The 17,840-nt window shown below is 74.2% G+C and carries 14 protein-coding genes; 7 read left to right on the top strand and 7 right to left on the bottom strand.

Translation table 11 applies throughout. The annotated features are described in order from the left end of the window. Positions 1–59: 59 nt before the first annotated feature. The gene (gene pepN, locus ACFU0Y_RS03225) at positions 60–2,684 is read left to right on the top strand and encodes an aminopeptidase N (RefSeq protein ID WP_380213004.1); all 2,625 of its coding nucleotides are present in this window, start codon (positions 60–62) and stop codon (positions 2,682–2,684) included. A 104-nt stretch (positions 2,685–2,788) separates the two neighbouring features. On the opposite strand, the gene ACFU0Y_RS03220 is transcribed toward pepN, so the two are convergent. Both ACFU0Y_RS03220 and ACFU0Y_RS03215 read right to left on the bottom strand, forming a co-directional pair. Next, on the bottom strand, positions 2,789–2,992 hold the full coding sequence (locus ACFU0Y_RS03220; protein ID WP_380213003.1) for a hypothetical protein: 204 nt from the start codon (positions 2,990–2,992) through the stop codon (positions 2,789–2,791). Positions 2,993–3,058: 66 nt separating this feature from the next. Further along, the gene (locus tag ACFU0Y_RS03215; RefSeq protein WP_380213002.1) at positions 3,059–4,483 is read right to left on the bottom strand and encodes a hypothetical protein; all 1,425 of its coding nucleotides are present in this window, start codon (positions 4,481–4,483) and stop codon (positions 3,059–3,061) included. Between the two features lie 192 nt (positions 4,484–4,675). On the opposite strand from ACFU0Y_RS03215, the gene ACFU0Y_RS03210 reads away from it, so the two are divergent. The 3 genes from ACFU0Y_RS03210 (at position 4,676) to ACFU0Y_RS03200 (ending at position 8,424) form a co-directional block, all read left to right on the top strand. Then, entirely contained in the window at positions 4,676–5,830 is a 1,155-nt protein-coding gene (locus ACFU0Y_RS03210; RefSeq protein WP_380213001.1) for a hypothetical protein, read from the top strand. Then, positions 5,827–7,509: an ABC1 kinase family protein gene (locus ACFU0Y_RS03205; protein ID WP_380213000.1), complete on the top strand. Its 1,683-nt coding sequence runs from the start codon at positions 5,827–5,829 to the stop codon at positions 7,507–7,509. Before ACFU0Y_RS03210 ends, ACFU0Y_RS03205 begins: the two co-directional genes overlap by 4 nt. Positions 7,510–7,662: 153 nt before the next feature. Next, positions 7,663–8,424 carry a BTAD domain-containing putative transcriptional regulator gene (locus ACFU0Y_RS03200; RefSeq protein WP_380212999.1) on the top strand — a complete coding sequence of 254 codons (762 nt, stop codon included), beginning with the start codon at positions 7,663–7,665 and terminating at the stop codon, positions 8,422–8,424. Between the two features lie 493 nt (positions 8,425–8,917). Here the strand turns inward: ACFU0Y_RS03200 and ACFU0Y_RS03195 are convergent, their stop codons facing one another. Continuing rightward, positions 8,918–10,312 (bottom strand): aldehyde dehydrogenase family protein, encoded by a 1,395-nt coding sequence (locus tag ACFU0Y_RS03195; RefSeq protein WP_380212998.1) that lies wholly within the window; start codon positions 10,310–10,312, stop codon positions 8,918–8,920. Positions 10,313–10,532: 220 nt separating this feature from the next. On the opposite strand from ACFU0Y_RS03195, the gene ACFU0Y_RS03190 reads away from it, so the two are divergent. The 3 genes from ACFU0Y_RS03190 to ACFU0Y_RS03180 all read left to right on the top strand — a co-directional run bounded on the left by ACFU0Y_RS03190 (position 10,533) and on the right by ACFU0Y_RS03180 (position 13,105). After that, positions 10,533–11,234 carry an SDR family oxidoreductase gene (locus tag ACFU0Y_RS03190; protein WP_380212997.1) on the top strand — a complete coding sequence of 234 codons (702 nt, stop codon included), beginning with the start codon at positions 10,533–10,535 and terminating at the stop codon, positions 11,232–11,234. 182 nt (positions 11,235–11,416) lie between these two features. Further along, positions 11,417–12,082, top strand: a complete 666-nt coding sequence (locus ACFU0Y_RS03185) for a hypothetical protein (RefSeq protein ID WP_380212996.1) — start codon at positions 11,417–11,419, stop codon at positions 12,080–12,082. A gap of 132 nt (positions 12,083–12,214) precedes the next feature. Further along, on the top strand, positions 12,215–13,105 hold the full coding sequence (locus ACFU0Y_RS03180) for an oxygenase MpaB family protein (RefSeq protein ID WP_380213025.1): 891 nt from the start codon (positions 12,215–12,217) through the stop codon (positions 13,103–13,105). Positions 13,106–13,118: 13 nt separating this feature from the next. On the opposite strand, the gene ACFU0Y_RS03175 is transcribed toward ACFU0Y_RS03180, so the two are convergent. The 4 genes from ACFU0Y_RS03175 to ACFU0Y_RS03160 form a co-directional block, all read right to left on the bottom strand. Further along, positions 13,119–14,888: a glycosyltransferase family 4 protein gene (locus ACFU0Y_RS03175; protein WP_380212995.1), complete on the bottom strand. Its 1,770-nt coding sequence runs from the start codon at positions 14,886–14,888 to the stop codon at positions 13,119–13,121. Positions 14,889–14,989: 101 nt separating this feature from the next. Continuing rightward, complete coding sequence (locus ACFU0Y_RS03170; RefSeq protein ID WP_380212994.1) at positions 14,990–16,066, bottom strand: LCP family protein; 1,077 nt, start codon at positions 16,064–16,066, stop codon at positions 14,990–14,992. 122 nt (positions 16,067–16,188) lie between these two features. After that, on the bottom strand, positions 16,189–17,253 hold the full coding sequence (locus ACFU0Y_RS03165) for a biotin/lipoate A/B protein ligase family protein (protein ID WP_380212993.1): 1,065 nt from the start codon (positions 17,251–17,253) through the stop codon (positions 16,189–16,191). A 134-nt stretch (positions 17,254–17,387) separates the two neighbouring features. Next, the gene (locus ACFU0Y_RS03160) at positions 17,388–17,651 is read right to left on the bottom strand and encodes a type B 50S ribosomal protein L31 (protein ID WP_380212992.1); all 264 of its coding nucleotides are present in this window, start codon (positions 17,649–17,651) and stop codon (positions 17,388–17,390) included. Between the last annotated feature and the right edge of the window lie 189 nt (positions 17,652–17,840).

The raw sequence follows: 17,840 nt of genomic DNA, 5'->3' as shown, positions 1-17,840 counted from the left end.
GGACCGCCGGGTACTCGGGGACCGGGAGGCCCGGGTGGCCCGGGTGGTTCAATGGCACGGTGCGCAACGACAACCTGACCCGCCGCGAGACCGCCGACCGCTCCGAGCTCGTCTCCGTGGAGAGCTACGACGTCCTGCTGGACCTGTCCACCGCGCCGGACCCGGAGGAGGACTCGTTCCGGTCCGTGACCACCGTGCGCTTCGGCGCCGAGGAGGGCGCCCAGACGTTCCTGGACTTCATCGGGCACTCCGTGGAGTCGGTGACGGTCAACGGCCGGGCGCTGGACCCGGACGACGTCGTCGAGGGCGCGCGGATCCGCCTGCCGTCGCTGGAGGCGGCCAACGAGGTCCGGGTGGCCGGGCGGGGGCTGTACTCCCGCTCGGGCGAGGGGATGCACCGGTTCGCGGACCCGGCCGACGGCCGGGTCTACCTGTACACGCAGTACGAGCCGGCGGACGCCCGCCGGGTCTTCGCGAACTTCGAGCAGCCCGACCTCAAGGCGTCCTTCCGGTTCACGGTGCTGGCCCCGGAGGACTGGCAGGTCTCCTCCAACGGGGTGCGCATGGCCGTGTCCCCCGCTCCGGAGGCCGAGCGGCCCGGGGCCGCGCGCCACGAGTTCGCCGCCACGGAGCGGATCTCCACGTACATCACCACGGTGCTGGCGGGTCCGTACCACCGGGTCGCGGGCGAGTGGCGGCACTCCTTCGAGGACGGCAGCCGCATGTCCGTGCCGCTGGCCCTGTACTGCCGCGCCTCGCTGGCGGAGCACCTGGACGCGGCCACCGGGGCCCGGGAGCTGTTCGACCTCACCCGGCAGGGCCTGACGTTCTTCACGGAGCTGTTCGGCTACCCGTACCCGTTCGGCAAGTACGAACAGGCGTTCGTGCCCGAGTACAATCTGGGCGCCATGGAGAACCCCGGGCTGGTGACCTTCACCGAGGAGTACCTGTTCCCGGACGGGGCCACCCGCGCCCAGCACCAGGGGCGGGCGAACACCCTGATGCACGAGATGTCCCACATGTGGTTCGGGGACCTCGTCACCATGACCTGGTGGGACGACCTGTGGCTCAAGGAGTCCTTCGCCGAGTTCATGGGGGCGCACGCGTCCGTGCAGGCCACGGATTTCGAGGAGGCCTGGATCGCGTTCGCGGACCGCCGGAAGGCCTGGGCCTACCGGCAGGACCAGCTGCCCACCACCCACCCGGTGGTCGCCGACGTCCAGGACCTGGAGGCCGCCCGGCAGAACTTCGACGGCATCACCTACGCCAAGGGCGCCGCCGTGCTCAAGCAGCTCGTCGCGTTCGTGGGCTACGGCCCGTTCGTCGAGGCCTGCCGCGCCTACTTCCGCCGCCACGCCTACGGCTCCACCACCCTGGAGGACTTCCTGGCCGTGCTCGAGGAGGCCTCCGGGCGGGACGTGCGCGGTTGGGCGGAGGCCTGGCTGGGCACCTCCGGCGTCAGCTCCCTGACCCTGGACCTGGCCCGGGACGAGGACGGCGCCGTGCGCTTCGCGGCGCTGCTCCAGGACCCGGGGGCCGGGGTGCTGCGCCCGCACCGGCTGCTGCTGGGCGGCTACGAGCGCGGGCCCGGGGACGTCCTGGTGCGCACCGGGACGGTCAGCGTGGACCTGCCCGCGGAGTCCTGCGTGGAGGTCCCCGAGCTCGTGGGCTCGACCGCGCCGCTGCTGGTGGTCAACGACGAGGACCTCACCTACGCCAAGACCCGCCTGGACCCCCTCTCGCTGACCACGGCCCTGAGCTCCCTGTCCTCCGTGGAGGACGACATGGCCCGCGCCCAGCTGTGGTCGGGGCTGTGGAACGCCACCCGGGACGCCGAGCTCGACCCGGGGGACTGGGTGGGCGCCGTCCTCGACCACGGCTTCGCCGAACCGCGGACCGGGATGTTCGTCACCGCCGTGGACCACGCCGTGGAGGCCGTCGAGCGCTTCACCCCGGCCGCCCGGCGGGACCGGCTGCGGGGGCGGCTGCTCGACGCCGCCGTGCGGGAGCTGCGCCGGGCCGACCCCGGCAGCGACCGGCAGCTGGCCCTCGCCCGGCTCACCGCCCGCACGGCCCGCCGCGACGGGAGCCACGCCGGATGGCTGCGCGACCTGCTCGGCGGGCGGGACGCCCTGCCCGGGCTGCGACTGGGCCCGGATCTGCGCTGGGCGCTGTGGACGGCGCTCGCGGCCACCGGCCGCGGCGAGGACCCCGGGCTGGACGCCGCCCTGGAGCGGGAGCGCGCCGCGGACCGGACCCGCACGGGGCAGGTGGGCTGGGCCCGCACCCGCGCCGCCCGCCCGCTCCCCCGGGCGAAGACCGAGGCGTGGGAGGCGATCACCGGTGACGAGCTGTCCAACGACCTGCTGAGCGCCACGATCGAGGGCTTCCGGCTGGGCCCGGCCGAGCTGCTGGAGCCCTACCGCGAGCAGTACTTCGCGATGCTGGCGGAGGTGTGGGCGCGCCGGTCCATCGGGATGGCCACCCGCATCGTGGCCGGCCTCTACCCGGCGGGCGCCGACCTCGAGCCGGGCCACGACCCCGAGCACCACCCGGTGCTCGCCCGCACGGAGCTGTGGCTGAGCAACCACGCCGGGGCGCCCGCGGCCCTGCGCCGGATCCTGGTCGAGGAGCGGGACCACCTGCTGCGGGCGCTGCGGGCGCAGGCGGCGGCGCGCGCCTGAGACCCTCCCGCCCCCGGCAGCGGCGATGCCCCCGGCCGGGGCCGGGGGCATCGGAAGGACTCGCGGGACGGGACCGGGATCGCGGCCCCGGGGAGGACGCGGCGTCAGGTCGCGGGGCGCCCCGAGCGGCGCAGCACGCGGTCGACGGCGCGCTGGGCGTCCTCGTTGGACTTGAAGACCCGGCGGTCGAGGCTCTGGCCGAGCGACATCGACGAGTTGCCCATCTGCAGCAGGTTCACCTTGGAGTCGTTGCGGTGCTCGCGGCGCGGCTGGGGCGCCTGCGGGCCGGTCCGGGCGTCATAGGCCATGGTGGATCCTTTCCGTGACCTCTCCAGTGTAGGAGGCCGCCGCCGCACTGAACAGAGCGCCGCCGGTCATCGGCCGTGCCGCCGGGCCCGGGAGGTGTACCAGCCCCGGTCCACGGACCGCCGCACCCACCAGGTGCGCGCCACGAGCACGAGGGACAGCACGTGCAGCAGCACGAGCACCGACCAGTACGCCGCGGCGGCGCCCGGGGTGAGCGGAACCGAGGCCGCGCCGGCGAGCATCAGCATGACCAGGGCCTCCAGGTTGAGCGCGTAGCGCAGGGGGCGCATCACGCGCACCGAGAGGTCGTGCTCCGGCTGCCGGTTGATCCAGGACAGCAGCACCGCCACCACGGACATCACGATCGAGGCCGCCGCGGAGGGCACCTGCCAGCCGGGGCCCAGGACGTGCTCCCGCCCGGTGGCCACGAGCCCCACGAGCAGCAGGACCGCCGTGATGAGACTGACCGCCACCGAGGCGAACGCCGTGATCCCCTGCCGTGCCGGCAGGATCACCATCTCGCAGAAGGCGTCGTCGAAGCGGGACGTCGGCCGCAGCGCCAGATGGCCGCGCACCGCCCCGGGCCACCGCCGCACGGTGCGGTCCTCGGCGAGCACCCGGTCCACCGCCCGGTGCGAACCCCCCGGGCCGCCGGTGCGGCCGCCCTCGTGCGAGAGGACCGTGAACTCGTGCAGCCGGACCTCCGCGGGCACCGTCAGCTCCAGGTGGAAGCTGCGGCAGGAGGCGAGGTCGTGCAGGCCCACCCGGCCCACCCAGGGCATCCAGCAGTGCCGCAGCCGGTCCCGGGCGCGCGGCCGGCGGCCGGCGGCGTACTGCTCGTCCATCGCGTACTTGAGCACGAGCCGGCGCCCCGCGAACTCCGCGGGCAGCGCGAAGGTCAGCAGGAAGCCGCGGGCCAGCTGGTCGGCCACCGTGGTGAACAGGGCGAGGTCGGCCTCCCAGTGCTCGGCGTCCTCCACCGGCAGCCGCCCGCGCTCGACGAGCTCCTGCACCACCTCGCGCAGGTGCTCGCAGTAGGCCCAGAAGCCGTCCAGCGCGTCCTCCACGAGCAGCTCCGGGGCGTGCACGATCGCCGGCACGAGGTCCTCCGCCAGCACGGCCGCCTCCGCCGGCGGCAGCTGCTCCGGGATCAGCCCGCGCAGCAGCAGCTCGGCGAGCGCGCCGTTGTCCTCCGTGCTGAGCACCGGGACGGGATCGCCCTGGCAGACGGCGTCGAAGTTGCGCAGGGGCTGCTTGGCCTGGATGGTCACCGGCACCAGCAGCCGGCCGGCGGCGTCGGTCGGCCAGGGGGCGCGCGCGGCGAGGTCGACGTCGAGGGAGACCTTCCGGCGGGTGACGCCGTCGGGGCTCAGGAGCACGGACTCCACGCGGCGGTGGATCCAGTCCGCGGGGCTGAGGAACAGCGTGCGCAGCACGTCGACGTCCACCGCCGGGCGGCCGGGCTCGGGCGGGGGGACCTGGCCCTCGGGCATCCGTGCGCCTCCTCTGCGGGCCCGGGCCGGCTCTCGTCCCGGGGCGTTCCACCGGGGCCCGCCCGGTGTCCTGATCGGTCATCATTGCACCAGTCAGCGCGGACACCGCAGCGGCCCGGCGGTGGACCGGGTGCCGGGGGAATCGTGAGAAGCTATTGACGACTTGATGCCCCGCCTCCATCGAGGGAGACCATGACCGACTACGCGCTCAACGACCGCGGCTCTCTGGAGATCGTCACGGAGAACTTCTACGACACCGAGATCATGCGGGTGTTCGGCGGTCTGTCCTTCGGCAAGCTGCGCACCTGGACGGGCAACGCGGCGCTGGTCCCGGAACCGGACAACCCCTTCGACCCGCACACGGTCTCGGTGCGGATCGGGCCCAACAAGATCGGGCACCTCGCCCAGCAGGACGCGCAGCGGTACTGGCCCTACCTGGCGCGGGTCATCGCCTCCGGGTACACCCCGGTGGCGCCGCTGAAGCTGGAGGCCACGGTCCTGCGCCAGGACGGGCAGGCGGAGGTCGACGCCACGGCGCGGCTGTCGATCGCGGCCCCCGACCTGCTGTTCCCGCTCAACACGCCCCCGGCGCAGGCCGCGGTGCTCCCGCAGGGCCCGTCGATCAAGGTCCTGGACGAGCAGGAGTTCGCCGAGTACCTGCACAGCGTCATCCCGCCGTCCGGGGAGGGCCGCGTGATGCTGACCCTGGAGACCAACAAGGTCCGCAACCACCACGGGCAGACCCTGGACATCGTGGACGTGCTCTACGAGCGCCGTCAGGTGGGCCGGCTCTCCACCCAGATGTCCCAGCAGTTCATCCCGATCATCGACCACGCCTTCCAGCGGGACAGGCTGACGGCCGTGTGGGGCACCATCCGGGGCTCGGCCTTCGAGGTCTCGATGACGCTCCAGGCCGCGCGTCCGGAGGACATCCCTGCGGAGTGGTTCGAGCAGCTGCCCAACGACGTCCCCGAGCTCCTGCCGCCCGGCGGCAGCTTCGCCGTGCCCGACGCCTACGTCCCGGCCGAGGCCGACCGCTCGCGCAACGCGAAGAAGTGGCGCAAGGGCCTGGCGGTGTCCGCCGCGGCCTCCGGCGCCGAGCGCGCCCCGCAGGACGACGACGTGTCCGCCCAGCGCTCCTCCGCCGGCCCGGGGGCCGGCGTGCTCGGGCGGGTGCACGTGGCCGTGTGGGTGCTGCTCGTCCTGACCGTGGCCCTGGGCGCCGTGTGCGTGGTCTTCCTCGGCATCGAGCCGCTGGTGAGCGCGCTGAGCTTCATCGTGGCCGTCGCCACCGGGTTCATGTCCTTCTACCTGGCCCGGATGAGCACCGGAGCGGCCCGCCGATGATCAGCCGCCGCGAGCGCTTCCTCCAGATCCTCGAGGTCCTCTCCAAGCACGGCTTCGGCTTCGCCCTCGGCGGGATCAAGGAGGAGTGGCGCGCGCCGCTGGCCCGGGTCCGGCTCATCGACCCCGACAAGCTCTACAGCCAGCCCGTCCACCTGCGGCAGGCGCTCGAGGAGCTCGGCCCCACCTTCGTGAAGCTGGGCCAGGTGGTCTCGACCCGGCCGGACCTGCTGCCGCCGCGGTACGTGCAGGAGCTGACGCGGCTGCAGGACAACTCGCCGCCGGTGCCCCCGGAGCGGATCCGGGCCATGATCGAGTCGGAGCCGGACTCCGCGGCGGAGGAGATCCTCGCCGAGATCGACCCGGTGCCCCTCGCCACCGGCTCGATCGGCCAGGCCCACGCGGCCGTCTACAAGGGCGTGGACGTCATCGTGAAGGTGCGCCGCCCCGGCGTCGTCGAGGAGGTCAACCGCGACCTCGAGATCCTCTCGGAGCTGGCCAAGCTGATGTCCACCTACTGGCCGGCGGTGCAGCACTTCGACCTCGAGGGGCTCGCGGACGAGTTCGCCCAGTCCCTCCGGGACGAGCTCGACTACCTCACGGAGGCCCGCAACGCCCAGCGGATGGCCGAGAACTTCCGGGGCGACCCCCGCGTGCACATCCCGGAGATCTTCTGGGAGGCCTCGACCTCCCGGATCCTGACGATGGAGCGGATCCGGGGCATCAAGATCAACGACTACCCCGCGCTCGAGGACGCCGGGCTCGACCGGCACCTGCTGGCCGTGGACTCGACCGAGGCCATCTGCCGGATGATCTTCGAGCACGGCTTCTTCCACGCGGACCCGCACCCCGGCAACCTCTTCGTGGAGACGGGCGGGCGGATCGGCATCATCGACTTCGGCATGATGGGCACCCTCACCGACGACTTCCGGGACCACCTGGTGACCCTGATGCTCGGGGTGGTGCAGGAGAACCCGCGACGGATCGCCGCGGGGCTGCTCGGGCTGACCTCGCAGGAGCAGGACGTCAACAAGAAGGAGCTCGAGCGGGACGTGGCGATCATGCTGCGCCGCTACGCGAACAAGCCCCTGCACCAGGTGCGGGTGGGCCACCTGATGGGCGACCTCATCGGGATGCTGCGCCGCTACCGGATGCACCTGCCGCGCGAGTCCGCCCTGTTCCTGCGGATGCTCGTCACCGCGGAGTCCGTGGGCACCGGCCTGGACCCCGACTTCGACCTCGTCACCGTCCTCACCCCGTACGCGCAGCGGTTCGTGCTGCACCGGCTCTCCCCCGAGATCCTCGCCAAGCGGGTGCGCGACATCCTGCAGGACGCGGTGCAGATGGGCGTCGAGGCCCCCGAGTACCTGCGGCGGCTGATCGTGGTCCTGGAGCGCGGCGGCTTCGACGTCCACCTGCGCGCCGACGAGTTCGAGCCGCTGCTCAAGCGCGGCGAGAAGATCGGCCACCAGGTGGTGGCCGGGGCGGTGATCGCCGCGTCCATCAACGGCATGGCCCACATCCTCGCCTCCGACCCGGAGCGGTGGCGGAGGTTCCACGTCCCGCTCATCGCCGGCGGGGCGACCACCGTGGGCACCCTCACCGGCTACCTGGTGCTCTCCACGAACGTGCCCAAGGTCCGGCGCCTGGCCAACACCATCCGGGTCCGCCGCCGCTTCTGAACCCGGCGCGTCCAGGTGCTCGCGGGAAGCGCCGAGTTCTGCCGACCCGGTGGGCGCCATGACGTGACGACGTGGGACGATGCTCAATCGTTGCCGTACGGACCTCCGGCGAAGATCTATGTCATTTCTTTGACATGCCACTGTCCGCATTCGATGCTGACAGTCATCGACCTCTTCACCGCGGGCAGCCACTCAGCAGGGGGACCGGCCATGCACCACGAGAAGCACGTCACACGTCTGCGCCTGCTGGGCGGCTGGGATCTGTCGGTCGGCGGCACGGCCGTTCTTCTGGGGCACCGGCAGCAGCGTCTGCTGGCCGCCCTCGCGGTGCACGGCGAGAGGTCACGGCACTTCCTCGGCGGACTCCTGTGGCCCGAGTGCACAGAGGCCCATGCCATGGGCAGCCTGCGTGCCTCGGTCTTCACCATCTCCCGCCGGCTTCCAGGACTCATCGCCGTCCGCGGCCACGACCTGGCCCTGGCCACATCGGTCGACGTGGATCTCCACCGGCTGCTGGACTTCCTGGCGGGCCCTTTGACCGCTCCGATCCCGGACGACCGGTGGTGCATCGACCGATCCCGGGTGGAGCTGTTGCCCGGATGGTACGACGACTGGGTCCTGGCCGAGCAGGAGCGTTTGCGCGGCCTGTACGCCAACGCCCTGGAACAGCTCGCGCAAGCCGCCCTGGATCGGCGCGACGTCTACCGGGCGCTGACCCTGGCCCAGACGGTCCGGGACCTGGATCCGCTGCGGGAGAGCGCGGTCCGGATCCTCGTCCAGGGGCACCTGGCGCTCGACAACGAAGCGGCGGCTCTGCACGCGTTCCGGTGTTTCCAGACCACGCTCGCCCACGAGCTCGGGACGCTGCCCTCGGCACGGATCACCGGCATGGTCTCCGCACTGCAACGGTCCTGACTGGTGGGGCCGCTGCAGCGGCATCGGCTCACGCCGGCAGGCTGGAGAGAAGGCGCGCACGGTCAGTGGAGTTCTGTCAGACCGACGACCGCTGCATCGGCGGTGCGGTCTCCACCGACGCCGACACCGGGCGGCCGAGCGCGGCACCCCGGTCCCCCTCCGGACCGTGACTGATGTCGAGAACGCGGATCGAGGCCGCTCCGCTCCCGCTCAGTCTGCTGGCTACCAGAGGTCGAGCATCTGGGCATGGCCCGGGCGCAGGGCCATGAGGAGAAGCCACAGCCCCCTGGGCCAGCAGCGGAGCCGCTCCCAGCGACACGGTGGCAGCGGCAGCACTCCCCAGACGCTGCCCACCGCGGCCCCGATGAGCACGAGGATTCCGGTCAGCGCACGTGACCGTGGGCGCAGGTCCACGGCTCATTCTGAGCGCCGCTCACAGCGCCGTGCCAGAGCGGCCGGCGCCCAGGACGGACCGTGACGGGACCTGTCGGGCTCAGCCTGCGGCGGGCGGCATCTCGAGGTGCACCACCTTGACCTGCGTCATCTCGTCCAGGAGCTCCGGGCCGTAGCCGAAGCCCGCCCCGGAGGCCCGGCGCGGCTGCGCGGCACCACCCGGGGCGCCGCCGAAGACGTTGTTGACCTTCAGCGTGCCCACCGGCAGCTCGGCCACGGCACGCTGGGCGTGGGCGATCCGTCCGGTCAGCACGGTCGCGGCCAGCCCGTAGCGGTCCTCGGCGGCCAGCCGGAGCCCCTCGTCGAAGCTGTCGACCACCTGGACCGGTGCCACGGGCCCGAACGTCTCCTCGGTCATCACGGTCATCCCGGGGGTGCACCCGCGCAGCACGGTGGCCGGGTAGTGCGCGCCGGGGCCCTCGGGGACCTCGGCGCCCTCGAGCACGACCGCCCCCTGGGCGACACTGTCGGCGACCTGGCGGTGGACCTCCGCGCGCATCCGCTCGTCGACCAGCGGGGCGAGGGCGCCGTCGGTGTTGCGCCGGCGCGCCTCCTCGGCCAGGGCCTCGAGGAAGGGCTCGGCGATGCCGCGGTGGACGTAGATCCGCTCGACGGCCACGCAGATCTGTCCCGAGTTGGCGAAGGCCCCCAGGGCCGCCTGCGCCGCGGCCCAGGCCGGGTCCACGTCGTCGTCGACCACGAGGGCGTCGTTGCCGCCGTTCTCCCGGATCACGTGGGCGCCGGTGCCCACCGCGGCGCGGGCGACGGCCTCCCCGGTGGCGGTGGAGCCGACGTGGGCGAGGACGTCGACGCCGGGCAGCGCCGTGAGCAGCTCGCCCACGGCGGCGCCGCCGGTGACGGTGCCGAGCACGCCCGCGGGCAGCGCCGCCGCGAGGATCTCCCCGAGCCGGGCCCCGACGTGCGGGCAGCGCTCGCTGGGCTTGTGGACCACGGTGTTTCCGGTGACGACCGCCGCGCCCAGCAGGCCGGCGGCCACGGCCACGGGGTCGTTCCAGGGCGTGAGGGCGACGACGACGCCGCGCGGCTCCGCGACGGTGTAGTCGGCCGCCAGCACGCTGCCGCGCAGGCTGTGGCCCCGGTGCACCGGGGCGAGCTCCGCGTACTGGCGCAGCGTGCCGACCCCGGCCATGACCCCGCCCAGGGACTCCCCCACGGGCTTGCCGGTCTCGCGGGCGTTGAGCTCGGCCAGCTCCTGGGCGTGCTCGGCCAGGCGGTCCGCGGCGGCGCGCAGGGCCTGCCCCCGCTCCTCGGGGGCGGTCCGCGCCCAGTCCCGGGCGGCGCCGCGGGCGGCGGCGACCGCGGCGCGGACCTCCTCCTCCGTGGCCGCGGCCACGGTGCCGACCGTGGACCCGTCCCGGGGGTCCAGCACGGTGAGCTCGGTCCTCGGGGCGGTGGCGGGTGCTGCGGTGGTCATGGAACTCCTTCTCCGTTCGGGCGGGCGTCTCCCGGGCGGGTGCGGGCGGACACCCCCGGGCCGTCCTGATGAGCATACTGATGAACCGGCCGGGACCGGTTACCGTAGCAGTGACCAGGCCGCCGCATCCGCGGGGCCTGCCCCTGTTCCCACCAGGAGCAGCACGCCCGCCCGCGGCACCGGCCGCGGGCGCGGCCGTGTCCAGCAGAGAGGAAGTTGCATGAGTTTCCAGTCCACCAACCCCGGCCGGGTGCTGATCACCGGCGGTGCCTCCGGGCTCGGCGCCGCCGTGGCGGAGGCCGTCCGCGAGAACGGCGGCACCCCCATCGTCCTGGACCGGGACATCAGCGCGCTCACCGGGGTGACCGCCTACGAGGTCGACGTCGCGGACACCGCGGCGGTGACCGAGACGGTGCGCCGGGCTGCGGAGGCGGCAGGCGGCCTGGACGCGGTGGTCACCGCGGCCGGCATCGACCGCTGCGGCCGGCTCGAGGACGTGGCGAGCACCGAGTGGGAGAAGGTCGTGCAGGTCAACCTGTTCGGCACCGTCTCCACGGTGCGCGCGGCGCTGCCCGCGCTGCGGGAGTCGGGTGGCCGTGTGGTCACGGTGGCCTCGACCCTCGCGCTCAAGGGCGTCTCGGACGCCACGGCGTACTGCGCGTCGAAGTTTGGCGTGCTGGGCTTCAGCCAGGCCCTGGCCGCTGAGCTCAAGGGCGAGGTCGGCGTCACCCAGCTCATCCCCGGCGGCATGAAGACTCGCTTCTTCGACGACCGGGACGAGCAGTACAAGCCCCAGGACGACTCCCAGCTCAACGACCCGGAGAACGTCGCGAACGCCGTCCTGTTCGCCCTCGCCCAGCCCCGCGGGTGTGAGGTCCGCGAGCTGTTCGTCGCCCACGCCGAGGAGGGCTCCTGGCCCTGAGCCGCGCCGGAGCCGGGGAACGGCCGGCCGGGAGGGTGCGCGCACCCGCCCGGCCGGCCGTCGCCGCTGGTGGGAGCGCTCCCGTCCCCACAACGGTGGACGCGGTGTGCCGGAGCGGTACGATGCGTGCGCATCTAGAATGAGGAGCACTCCCCGATCCAGCAGGAAGGCCCGACGTCAGCGTGGAATCCCCTCCCGACACCACGGTGGCCCGCGTGCCGATCACCGTCCGCTGCCTCGACGACCACGGCCGGCCCGTGAGCCTCTCGGCGCGCACCCTCGGCCGGGGCTCGACCGACCTGCAGGACCTCCTGCGCGGGGCCTACGCCGCCGTCCGGGACGAGTCCCCCGCCGAGACCGTCACCGTCTCCTTCCTGGAGGACTGCCGGGGCAAGCTGCAGCTGGAGTACCTGGTGGTCGGCCCCGCGCGACCGAACCGCTGGCGCAGGCCCCGCGTCCGGCGCCGCGACGAGGCCGCCCAGGCGGCGCTGACGGAGGCCACGATCGTCGTGACCCTCGCCGTCGAGGCGGTCGGGGCGGTCGCGGCCGCCGGCACCGCCCGCTGGTCGGAGGGCGACACCCCGGACTTCGCCGACCTGGTGCTCGACGGCACCCGCATCCTCCGGGTGCCCGGCGCCGTCCGGGACATGCTCCGCGACGACGCCGTGCTGGAGCTGCTGCGCGGGACGCTGGGGATGTTCCTCGACGACGTCGAGCAGCTGGTCATCGGCAAGGACCCCGAGCTGCCGGGCCGCTACCAGGAGACGGTGGTGACCCGTTCGCCCGGCCTGGTGCGCTTCCTCGAGGGCGCGCCCCTCACGGCTCTGGCCGGCGCGGAGCCGTCCTGACCGGAGCGGCGCTGACCGGAGCCGCCCGCCGGCGCGGCCCCCGCGCTCGGAGCCGCTGAGCGGATGTCGGAGGCGGCGGCCATGCTGGTCGCGACCGAGCACCCGGGACGGGAGGAGCGCGACGTGGGGCTGATGGCGCCGCTGCAGGACAGGCTGCGCACGACGTTCGCCGGGCAGGCGGACCACGTGCCGGAGTGGGAGCTGGCCCTGGCCGACGGCCAGGACGCCGGGCACTTCCGGCCGGGCTCGGCCGTGTGGGCGGTGCACGGGTCGATGACCACCATCCCCGCCGGCGTGCGCGCCCTGCTCACCCAGGCGCTGCACCCCGGGGCCCTGGCCGGCGTCGTCGAGCACTCCGACTACCGCCACGACCCGCTGGGCCGCCTGGCCGGGACCATCCGGTGGATCTTCACCGTCACCTACGGGGACACCGCCGCCGCGCGACGGGCCTCGGCGCACGTCCGCCGGATCCACGAGAGCGTGCGCGGCAGCTACACCGGGGCCGACGGCGTGCGGCGCCCGTACTGTGCGAACGACCCCGACCTCGCCGAGTGGGTCCACCTGGCGTTCACCGACGCCTTCCTGCGCTGCCACCAGCGGTGGGGCGGACCCATCCCCGGCGGGCCGGACGCCTACGTGCGGGAGTGGGCCGTGGCCGGCCGGCTGATGGGCGTGGAGCGGCCGCCGCGCTCCGAGGCCGAGCTCGACGAGCGCCTCCGGTCCTTCGGCCCGCAGCTCAGCGGAGGTCCCCGGGTGGACGAGGTCGTGGTGTTCCTGCGCCGTCCGCCCCTGGACCCGGTGCTGCTGCCGGGCTACCGCGCCCTGTTCGCCGCCGTCGTGGACTCCTTGCCCGAGGACCGGCTGGAGCTGCTCGGCCTCGGGCGCCCCCGGCTGGGCCCGGTCCCCCTGCCGGTGCGGGGCGCCGCCGGGCTCACCCTCGCGGTGGTCGGCAAGGCCCTCGGCGAGACCGGACCGAGCGAGGCGGCCGCACGCCGCCGGCTCGCGCGCCTCGGCCGGCTCTGAGCCCCCACCGTGCTCAGGCCGACGCCTCGTCGGACCGGGCGCGACCGGTGACGTGGTCGTAGGCCTCGGCGGCGGCCGAGGCCACGCCGTGCCACGTCCGTCCGGGCACCACCCGGCGCCGGCCCTCCACGCCCAGGCACCGGCGGACCGCCGGGCAATCGAGCATCATCCGCAGCACCGTGGCGAGGATCTCCGGCTCCTCCGGCGGCGTGAGCATCCCCGTGATGCCGTCGGCCACGGTCTCCGCGAGCACGGGCAGCCGGGAGGCGACCACGGGGGTGCCCGTGGCCATGGCCTCCACGGACTCGGTCGGCGCCGCGGAGCGCGTGACCGGACGGTCCTTGCGGGCGACCACGAACACGTCGAAGGCCTGGTGGTACTGCACGACCTGCTCGTCCGGCACCCGTCCCGCGAAGCGGACCCGGCCGGCCAGCCCGAGCTCCGCGGCCAGCTCCTCGAGCTCCCGCCGCGCCGGTCCGTCGCCCACGAGGACCACGAGCAGCTCCGGGACGTCCGGCAGCACCAGGGCCGCCGCGCGCAGGAGGTCGTCGAGCCCCTCGTGCTCCACCAGGTCCGCGACGGCCCCGACCACCCGGGCCGACTCGGGCAGGCCGAGGACCCGCCGCGCCTCCCGCAGGGGGCGGGGGTCGGCCAGATACGGTCCGTCCACGGCGGCAGGGGCCACGCGGACGGGCACCGGGCCGGCGGGCAGGGTGCGGGTCAGGGTCCGCACCCGCTCGGCCATGGCGCGGCTCGTGGTCACGACGTCGGCCGCGGCGGTGAGGAGCTCGGCCTCGCGGGCGCAGTCGAGCCGGTGGCGCTCGCTCGTGGCGGCCTCGGCGGGCCGGGCGGACGCCCACCGGTCGGCGGGCAGCTCGCGCACCTCGTAGACCCACGGGATCCCCAGGGCCTCCGCCACCGCGCGGGTCACGAGGGCGTTGCCGGGCCGGCTCGTGGTGTGCAGCACCGCGGGCCGGGCGCGCAGCGCGAGCTCGAGCAGCGCCTGGGCCTCCTGCTGGAGCTGTGCCGTGGGCAGGAGCGCGCGGTGCGGAGCCAGGATCCGGTGGTACGCCACGCCGTCGAGGACCTCGGCGGCCGGCCCGTGCGGCCGGGCGTCGGGCAGCGCGGGTCCGGGGCGCGTCACGGCGGTCACGGTCCAGCCCTGGGCCACGGTCGCGGAGAGCAGGGAGTGGCGGCGCGGGGCGCGGCGGCTGCGGGTGCGCGCGGGGGTCCCGGCCAGCACGTGCAGCACGGACGTGGGCTCCGGGCCGTAGCCCACCACGGGGGTGAGTGCCGGCCGCCAGCCGGAGAGCAGCCGCAGCTCGTCCGCGTAGTGCACCAGCCGGTGCCGTTCCCCCGGGGTGGCCCGGCCGGCGGCCACGGCGCGCCGCAGCTCGACCACGGCCTCGGAGATCCGCCCGACCTGGCGGTGCCGGCGGGCTCTCGTGCCCGCGAGGTCCTTCGTGCCGGGCGGCACCTGCGCCAGGAACCGGTCCGCCTCGGCCATGCGTCCTGCGGACAGGGCCGCCTCCGCGAGCCGGCGGGCCGCGGCCGGTGCGGGGCGTCCGCGGCCGGCCCGGCGGAGCCGGTTCTCGAGCTGCCGCTCCGCGCGGGGGTCCGGGCCCAGGGCGCGGGCCACGGCGGCACCGGCCTCGGGCCAGGGGCTGCGGAGCAGGGCGCGCGCGGCGGGACGCGCCGCGCCGGTGGGAAGGGCGCGGGCCGCGGGCAGCCAGAAGGCCTCGGGCTCGTCGTCCGGACTGAAGGGGCGGGGGGTGTGCGGCATGGCCTTCTCGCGGGGGTCAAGAGGGGCCGTCCCGGTCGATCGCGGGGCGTGCTGCGGGCGGGGGAAGTCGTTCCGGGCCGGATCGGGGGACCGGCGGGGAACTACTGATCGTCAGGGTTCAGCGTAGCAAGATATCCGCCGAGATCGTCGGCAGAGACCGCCGCGCCGATGCCGGCCATCGCCTCGAGGTCGGGCACCACGACGGACTGCCCGTCCGCGGACACGCCGAGGCCGAGGTCGGGCGCCGTGGACATCCGCAGGTCGCCGGCCGAGAGACCGGCCAGGTCGGGGGTCAGCCCGGCGATCCACGCGGCGTCGAGTCCCTCGCTGACCGTCAGGTACGGCGAGAAGTCGCTGACCACGGTGTGCAGCCGGACGGGATTCAGCAGCGTCCGGGGACCGAGCAGCCGCTGGAGCACCGCCTGCACGTAGCTGCGCTGGTTCTCCACCCGCTGGAAGTCCCCGTCCTCGAAGGCCTTGCGCTCCCGGACGAACTCGAGTGCCCGTTCCCCGCCCATGTGCTCGGGGCCCTGCTCGAAGGTCATGCCCTCGTTGGACACGAAGTCCTGGGGCACGTCGATCGTGACCCCGCCCAGGGCGTCGGTGAGGGCCTGGAAGCCGGCGAAGTCCACCTCGGCGACCTGGTCGATCCGGGTGCCCACGAGATCCTCGACCGTGCGGACCATCAGCGGGACCCCACCGAGATCGAGCGCCGCGTTGATCTTGGCCTCCCCCACCCCGGGGATCGGCACCCACGTGTCCCGCAGGACGGACACGACGAAGGCCTCCCCGCCGTCCTCGGGCACGTGCACCAGCATGATGGTGTCGGCCCGCTCCCCCGCGACGCCCACGTCGGCCCGCCCGCCGGGCTGGCTGTCCGCGCCCAGGAGCAGCACGGTGGTGCCCCGGTCCTGGGCCGAGCCGGCGGCGGGCCGCTCGCTCTCGGCCGGGAACGCGTCCTCGAGGACCTGCCGCCGGGCGTCGAAGGTCCGCCCCAGGTTCCAGACGAACAGCCCGGCCGCCAGGGCGAGGACGAGCACGAGGCCGAGGAGCACCAGGAGGACGCGCCGGAACGGGTGCCGGCGCCGCGGGACGGCGCCCGGGCGCCCGGTGCTGCGGTCGGCGCCGTGGTACGTGCCGTGGCCGACGTGGCGGTGGTCGTCGTCGTGGACGGACATGGGAGGCTCCCGTTCGGTGGGGCGGGCGGGGCGGCGGACTGCCGCTCATGCTAGGCCGCCGTGCCTCGGAGGCCGCTCGGAGCCGGCTGGGAGCGCCGGGACAGGCCCCGTGGACGGGCGGCTCAGGGCACGCGGGCGATCCACCCCGGGGTGGCGAACTTCGTGGCGACGAGCTCCCGGGCGGCGGCGAGCTCGGCGTCGCGGACCTCGCCGGGCACGGCCCCGTAGCGTTCCGCGAAGACCTCCATGAGCTTGTCCACCACGTCGGCGCGGGCCATGCCGGTCTGCCGGCGCAACGGGTCCACGCGCTTCTTGGCCGAGCGGTGCCCCTTGTCCGAGAGCTTCTCCTTGCCGATCCGCAGGACCTCGGTCATCTTCTGCGCGTCGATGTCGTAGCTCATGGTCACGTGGTGGACCATGCCGCCCCCCGCGAAGCGCTTCTGGGCGGCGCCGCCGATCTTGCCGTGCTCGGTGGCGATGTCGTTGAGCGGGACGTAGAACGCCTCGAGGCCCATCTGCTGGAACGCCTGCATGACCCACTGGTCGAGGAACGGGTAGGACTCCGAGAAGCTGAGGCCGTCGACGAGGGTCTGCGGCAGGTACAGCGAGTAGGTGATGCAGTTGCCCGCCTCCATGAACATGGCCCCGCCCCCGGAGACCCGCCGGACCACGGAGATGCCGTGCCGCCGGGCGCCGTCCGCGTCCACCTCGTTGCGCAGGGACTGGAAGGAGCCGATCACCACGGACGGCTCCTCCCAGTCCCACAGCCGCAGCGCGGGCGGGCGCCGGCCCGCACCCACCTCGCGGGCGAGGACCTCGTCCAGCGCCAGGTTCTCCAGGGTGGGCCGCACCCTGGGCGGGATGACCTCCCACACGTGGTCCTCCCACGTGGTGGCGTGGGCCAGGGCCCGGCGGACCGCGGTGGCGATCGCCTGCGGGGAGAAGCCGAACAGCACCACCCCGGGTGCGAGGGCGGCCTCGACGGCCGCGACGATCTCCTGCTGGGAGGCGTGCTCGCTGAGCCCGGTCAGCGCGGCGTTGATGTCCTCGAGGGCCTCGTCGGGCTCGAGGAAGAAGTCCCCGTTGACGGAGACGTCGGCCAGCCGGCCGTCGACCACGCCCAGGTCCGCGACCACGAGCTTGCCGCCCTGCACCTTGAACTCCCCGTGCCGCCGCTCCTGCGCCATCCGTGTCCTTCCCTCGTCCGTGCTGGTGGTCCCGGGTCAGCCTACGCGGGGACCCGCGGGCACGCCGCAGGCCCGGACCGATGCGGTCCGGGCCTGCGGGCGGTGCTGCGGGGCCCCGCGAACGGGACGGGCTGTCAGCTGCTGGTCTTGCCGCCGAAGTTCTTGAAGCGGGCGTTGAAGCGCTCCACGCGGCCGGCGGAGTCCATGATGCGCTGCTTGCCGGTGTAGAACGGGTGGGACTCCGAGGAGATCTCGACCTCGATGATCGGGTACTCGTTGCCGTCCTCCCACGTCTCCGTCTTCTGCGAGGTCGCGGTGGACCGGGTCAGGATCGTCTTGCCGGAGGCCAGGTCGCGGAAGAGGACCGGGTGGTAGTCCGGGTGGATGTCAGTCTTCATGGGGTTCAAACCTTCGTCGTCGGTGCCTGGATTTTGCCAGCCACGGTTTCGCTCGGTGGGCGGTGCGCCGTCGTCGTCCGTCCGCGCGGTCCGAGCAGGGCGGGGGCATCGGGCACCAGCGGTCCAGCGTACCGGATTCCGGGGAAGAGTTCACGCGCGGTGCCGCCGCTCGGAGGGCCCGGCGCGCGC

It is taken from the genome of Kocuria sp. NPDC057446, from assembly GCF_042802875.1.
Taxonomy (GTDB): domain Bacteria; phylum Actinomycetota; class Actinomycetes; order Actinomycetales; family Micrococcaceae; genus Kocuria.
The sequence above is the reverse complement of the archived record's forward strand: the minus strand, read 5'-3'. Positions and strand labels throughout refer to the sequence as shown.

Coding starts and splice junctions, on each gene's coding strand:
- ACFU0Y_RS03170 (WP_380212994.1), bottom strand. CDS start 16,066: ATGTCCGTCCACGACGACGACCACCGCCACGTCGGCCACGGCACGTAC.
- ACFU0Y_RS03180 (WP_380213025.1), top strand. CDS start 12,215: ATGGCGCCGCTGCAGGACAGGCTGCGCACGACGTTCGCCGGGCAGGCG.
- ACFU0Y_RS03210 (WP_380213001.1), top strand. CDS start 4,676: ATGACCGACTACGCGCTCAACGACCGCGGCTCTCTGGAGATCGTCACG.
- ACFU0Y_RS03165 (WP_380212993.1), bottom strand. CDS start 17,253: ATGGCGCAGGAGCGGCGGCACGGGGAGTTCAAGGTGCAGGGCGGCAAG.
- ACFU0Y_RS03220 (WP_380213003.1), bottom strand. CDS start 2,992: ATGGCCTATGACGCCCGGACCGGCCCGCAGGCGCCCCAGCCGCGCCGC.
- ACFU0Y_RS03200 (WP_380212999.1), top strand. CDS start 7,663: ATGCTGACAGTCATCGACCTCTTCACCGCGGGCAGCCACTCAGCAGGG.
- ACFU0Y_RS03215 (WP_380213002.1), bottom strand. CDS start 4,483: ATGCCCGAGGGCCAGGTCCCCCCGCCCGAGCCCGGCCGCCCGGCGGTG.
- ACFU0Y_RS03175 (WP_380212995.1), bottom strand. CDS start 14,888: ATGCCGCACACCCCCCGCCCCTTCAGTCCGGACGACGAGCCCGAGGCC.
- ACFU0Y_RS03190 (WP_380212997.1), top strand. CDS start 10,533: ATGAGTTTCCAGTCCACCAACCCCGGCCGGGTGCTGATCACCGGCGGT.
- ACFU0Y_RS03195 (WP_380212998.1), bottom strand. CDS start 10,312: ATGACCACCGCAGCACCCGCCACCGCCCCGAGGACCGAGCTCACCGTG.
- ACFU0Y_RS03205 (WP_380213000.1), top strand. CDS start 5,827: ATGATCAGCCGCCGCGAGCGCTTCCTCCAGATCCTCGAGGTCCTCTCC.
- ACFU0Y_RS03160 (WP_380212992.1), bottom strand. CDS start 17,651: ATGAAGACTGACATCCACCCGGACTACCACCCGGTCCTCTTCCGCGAC.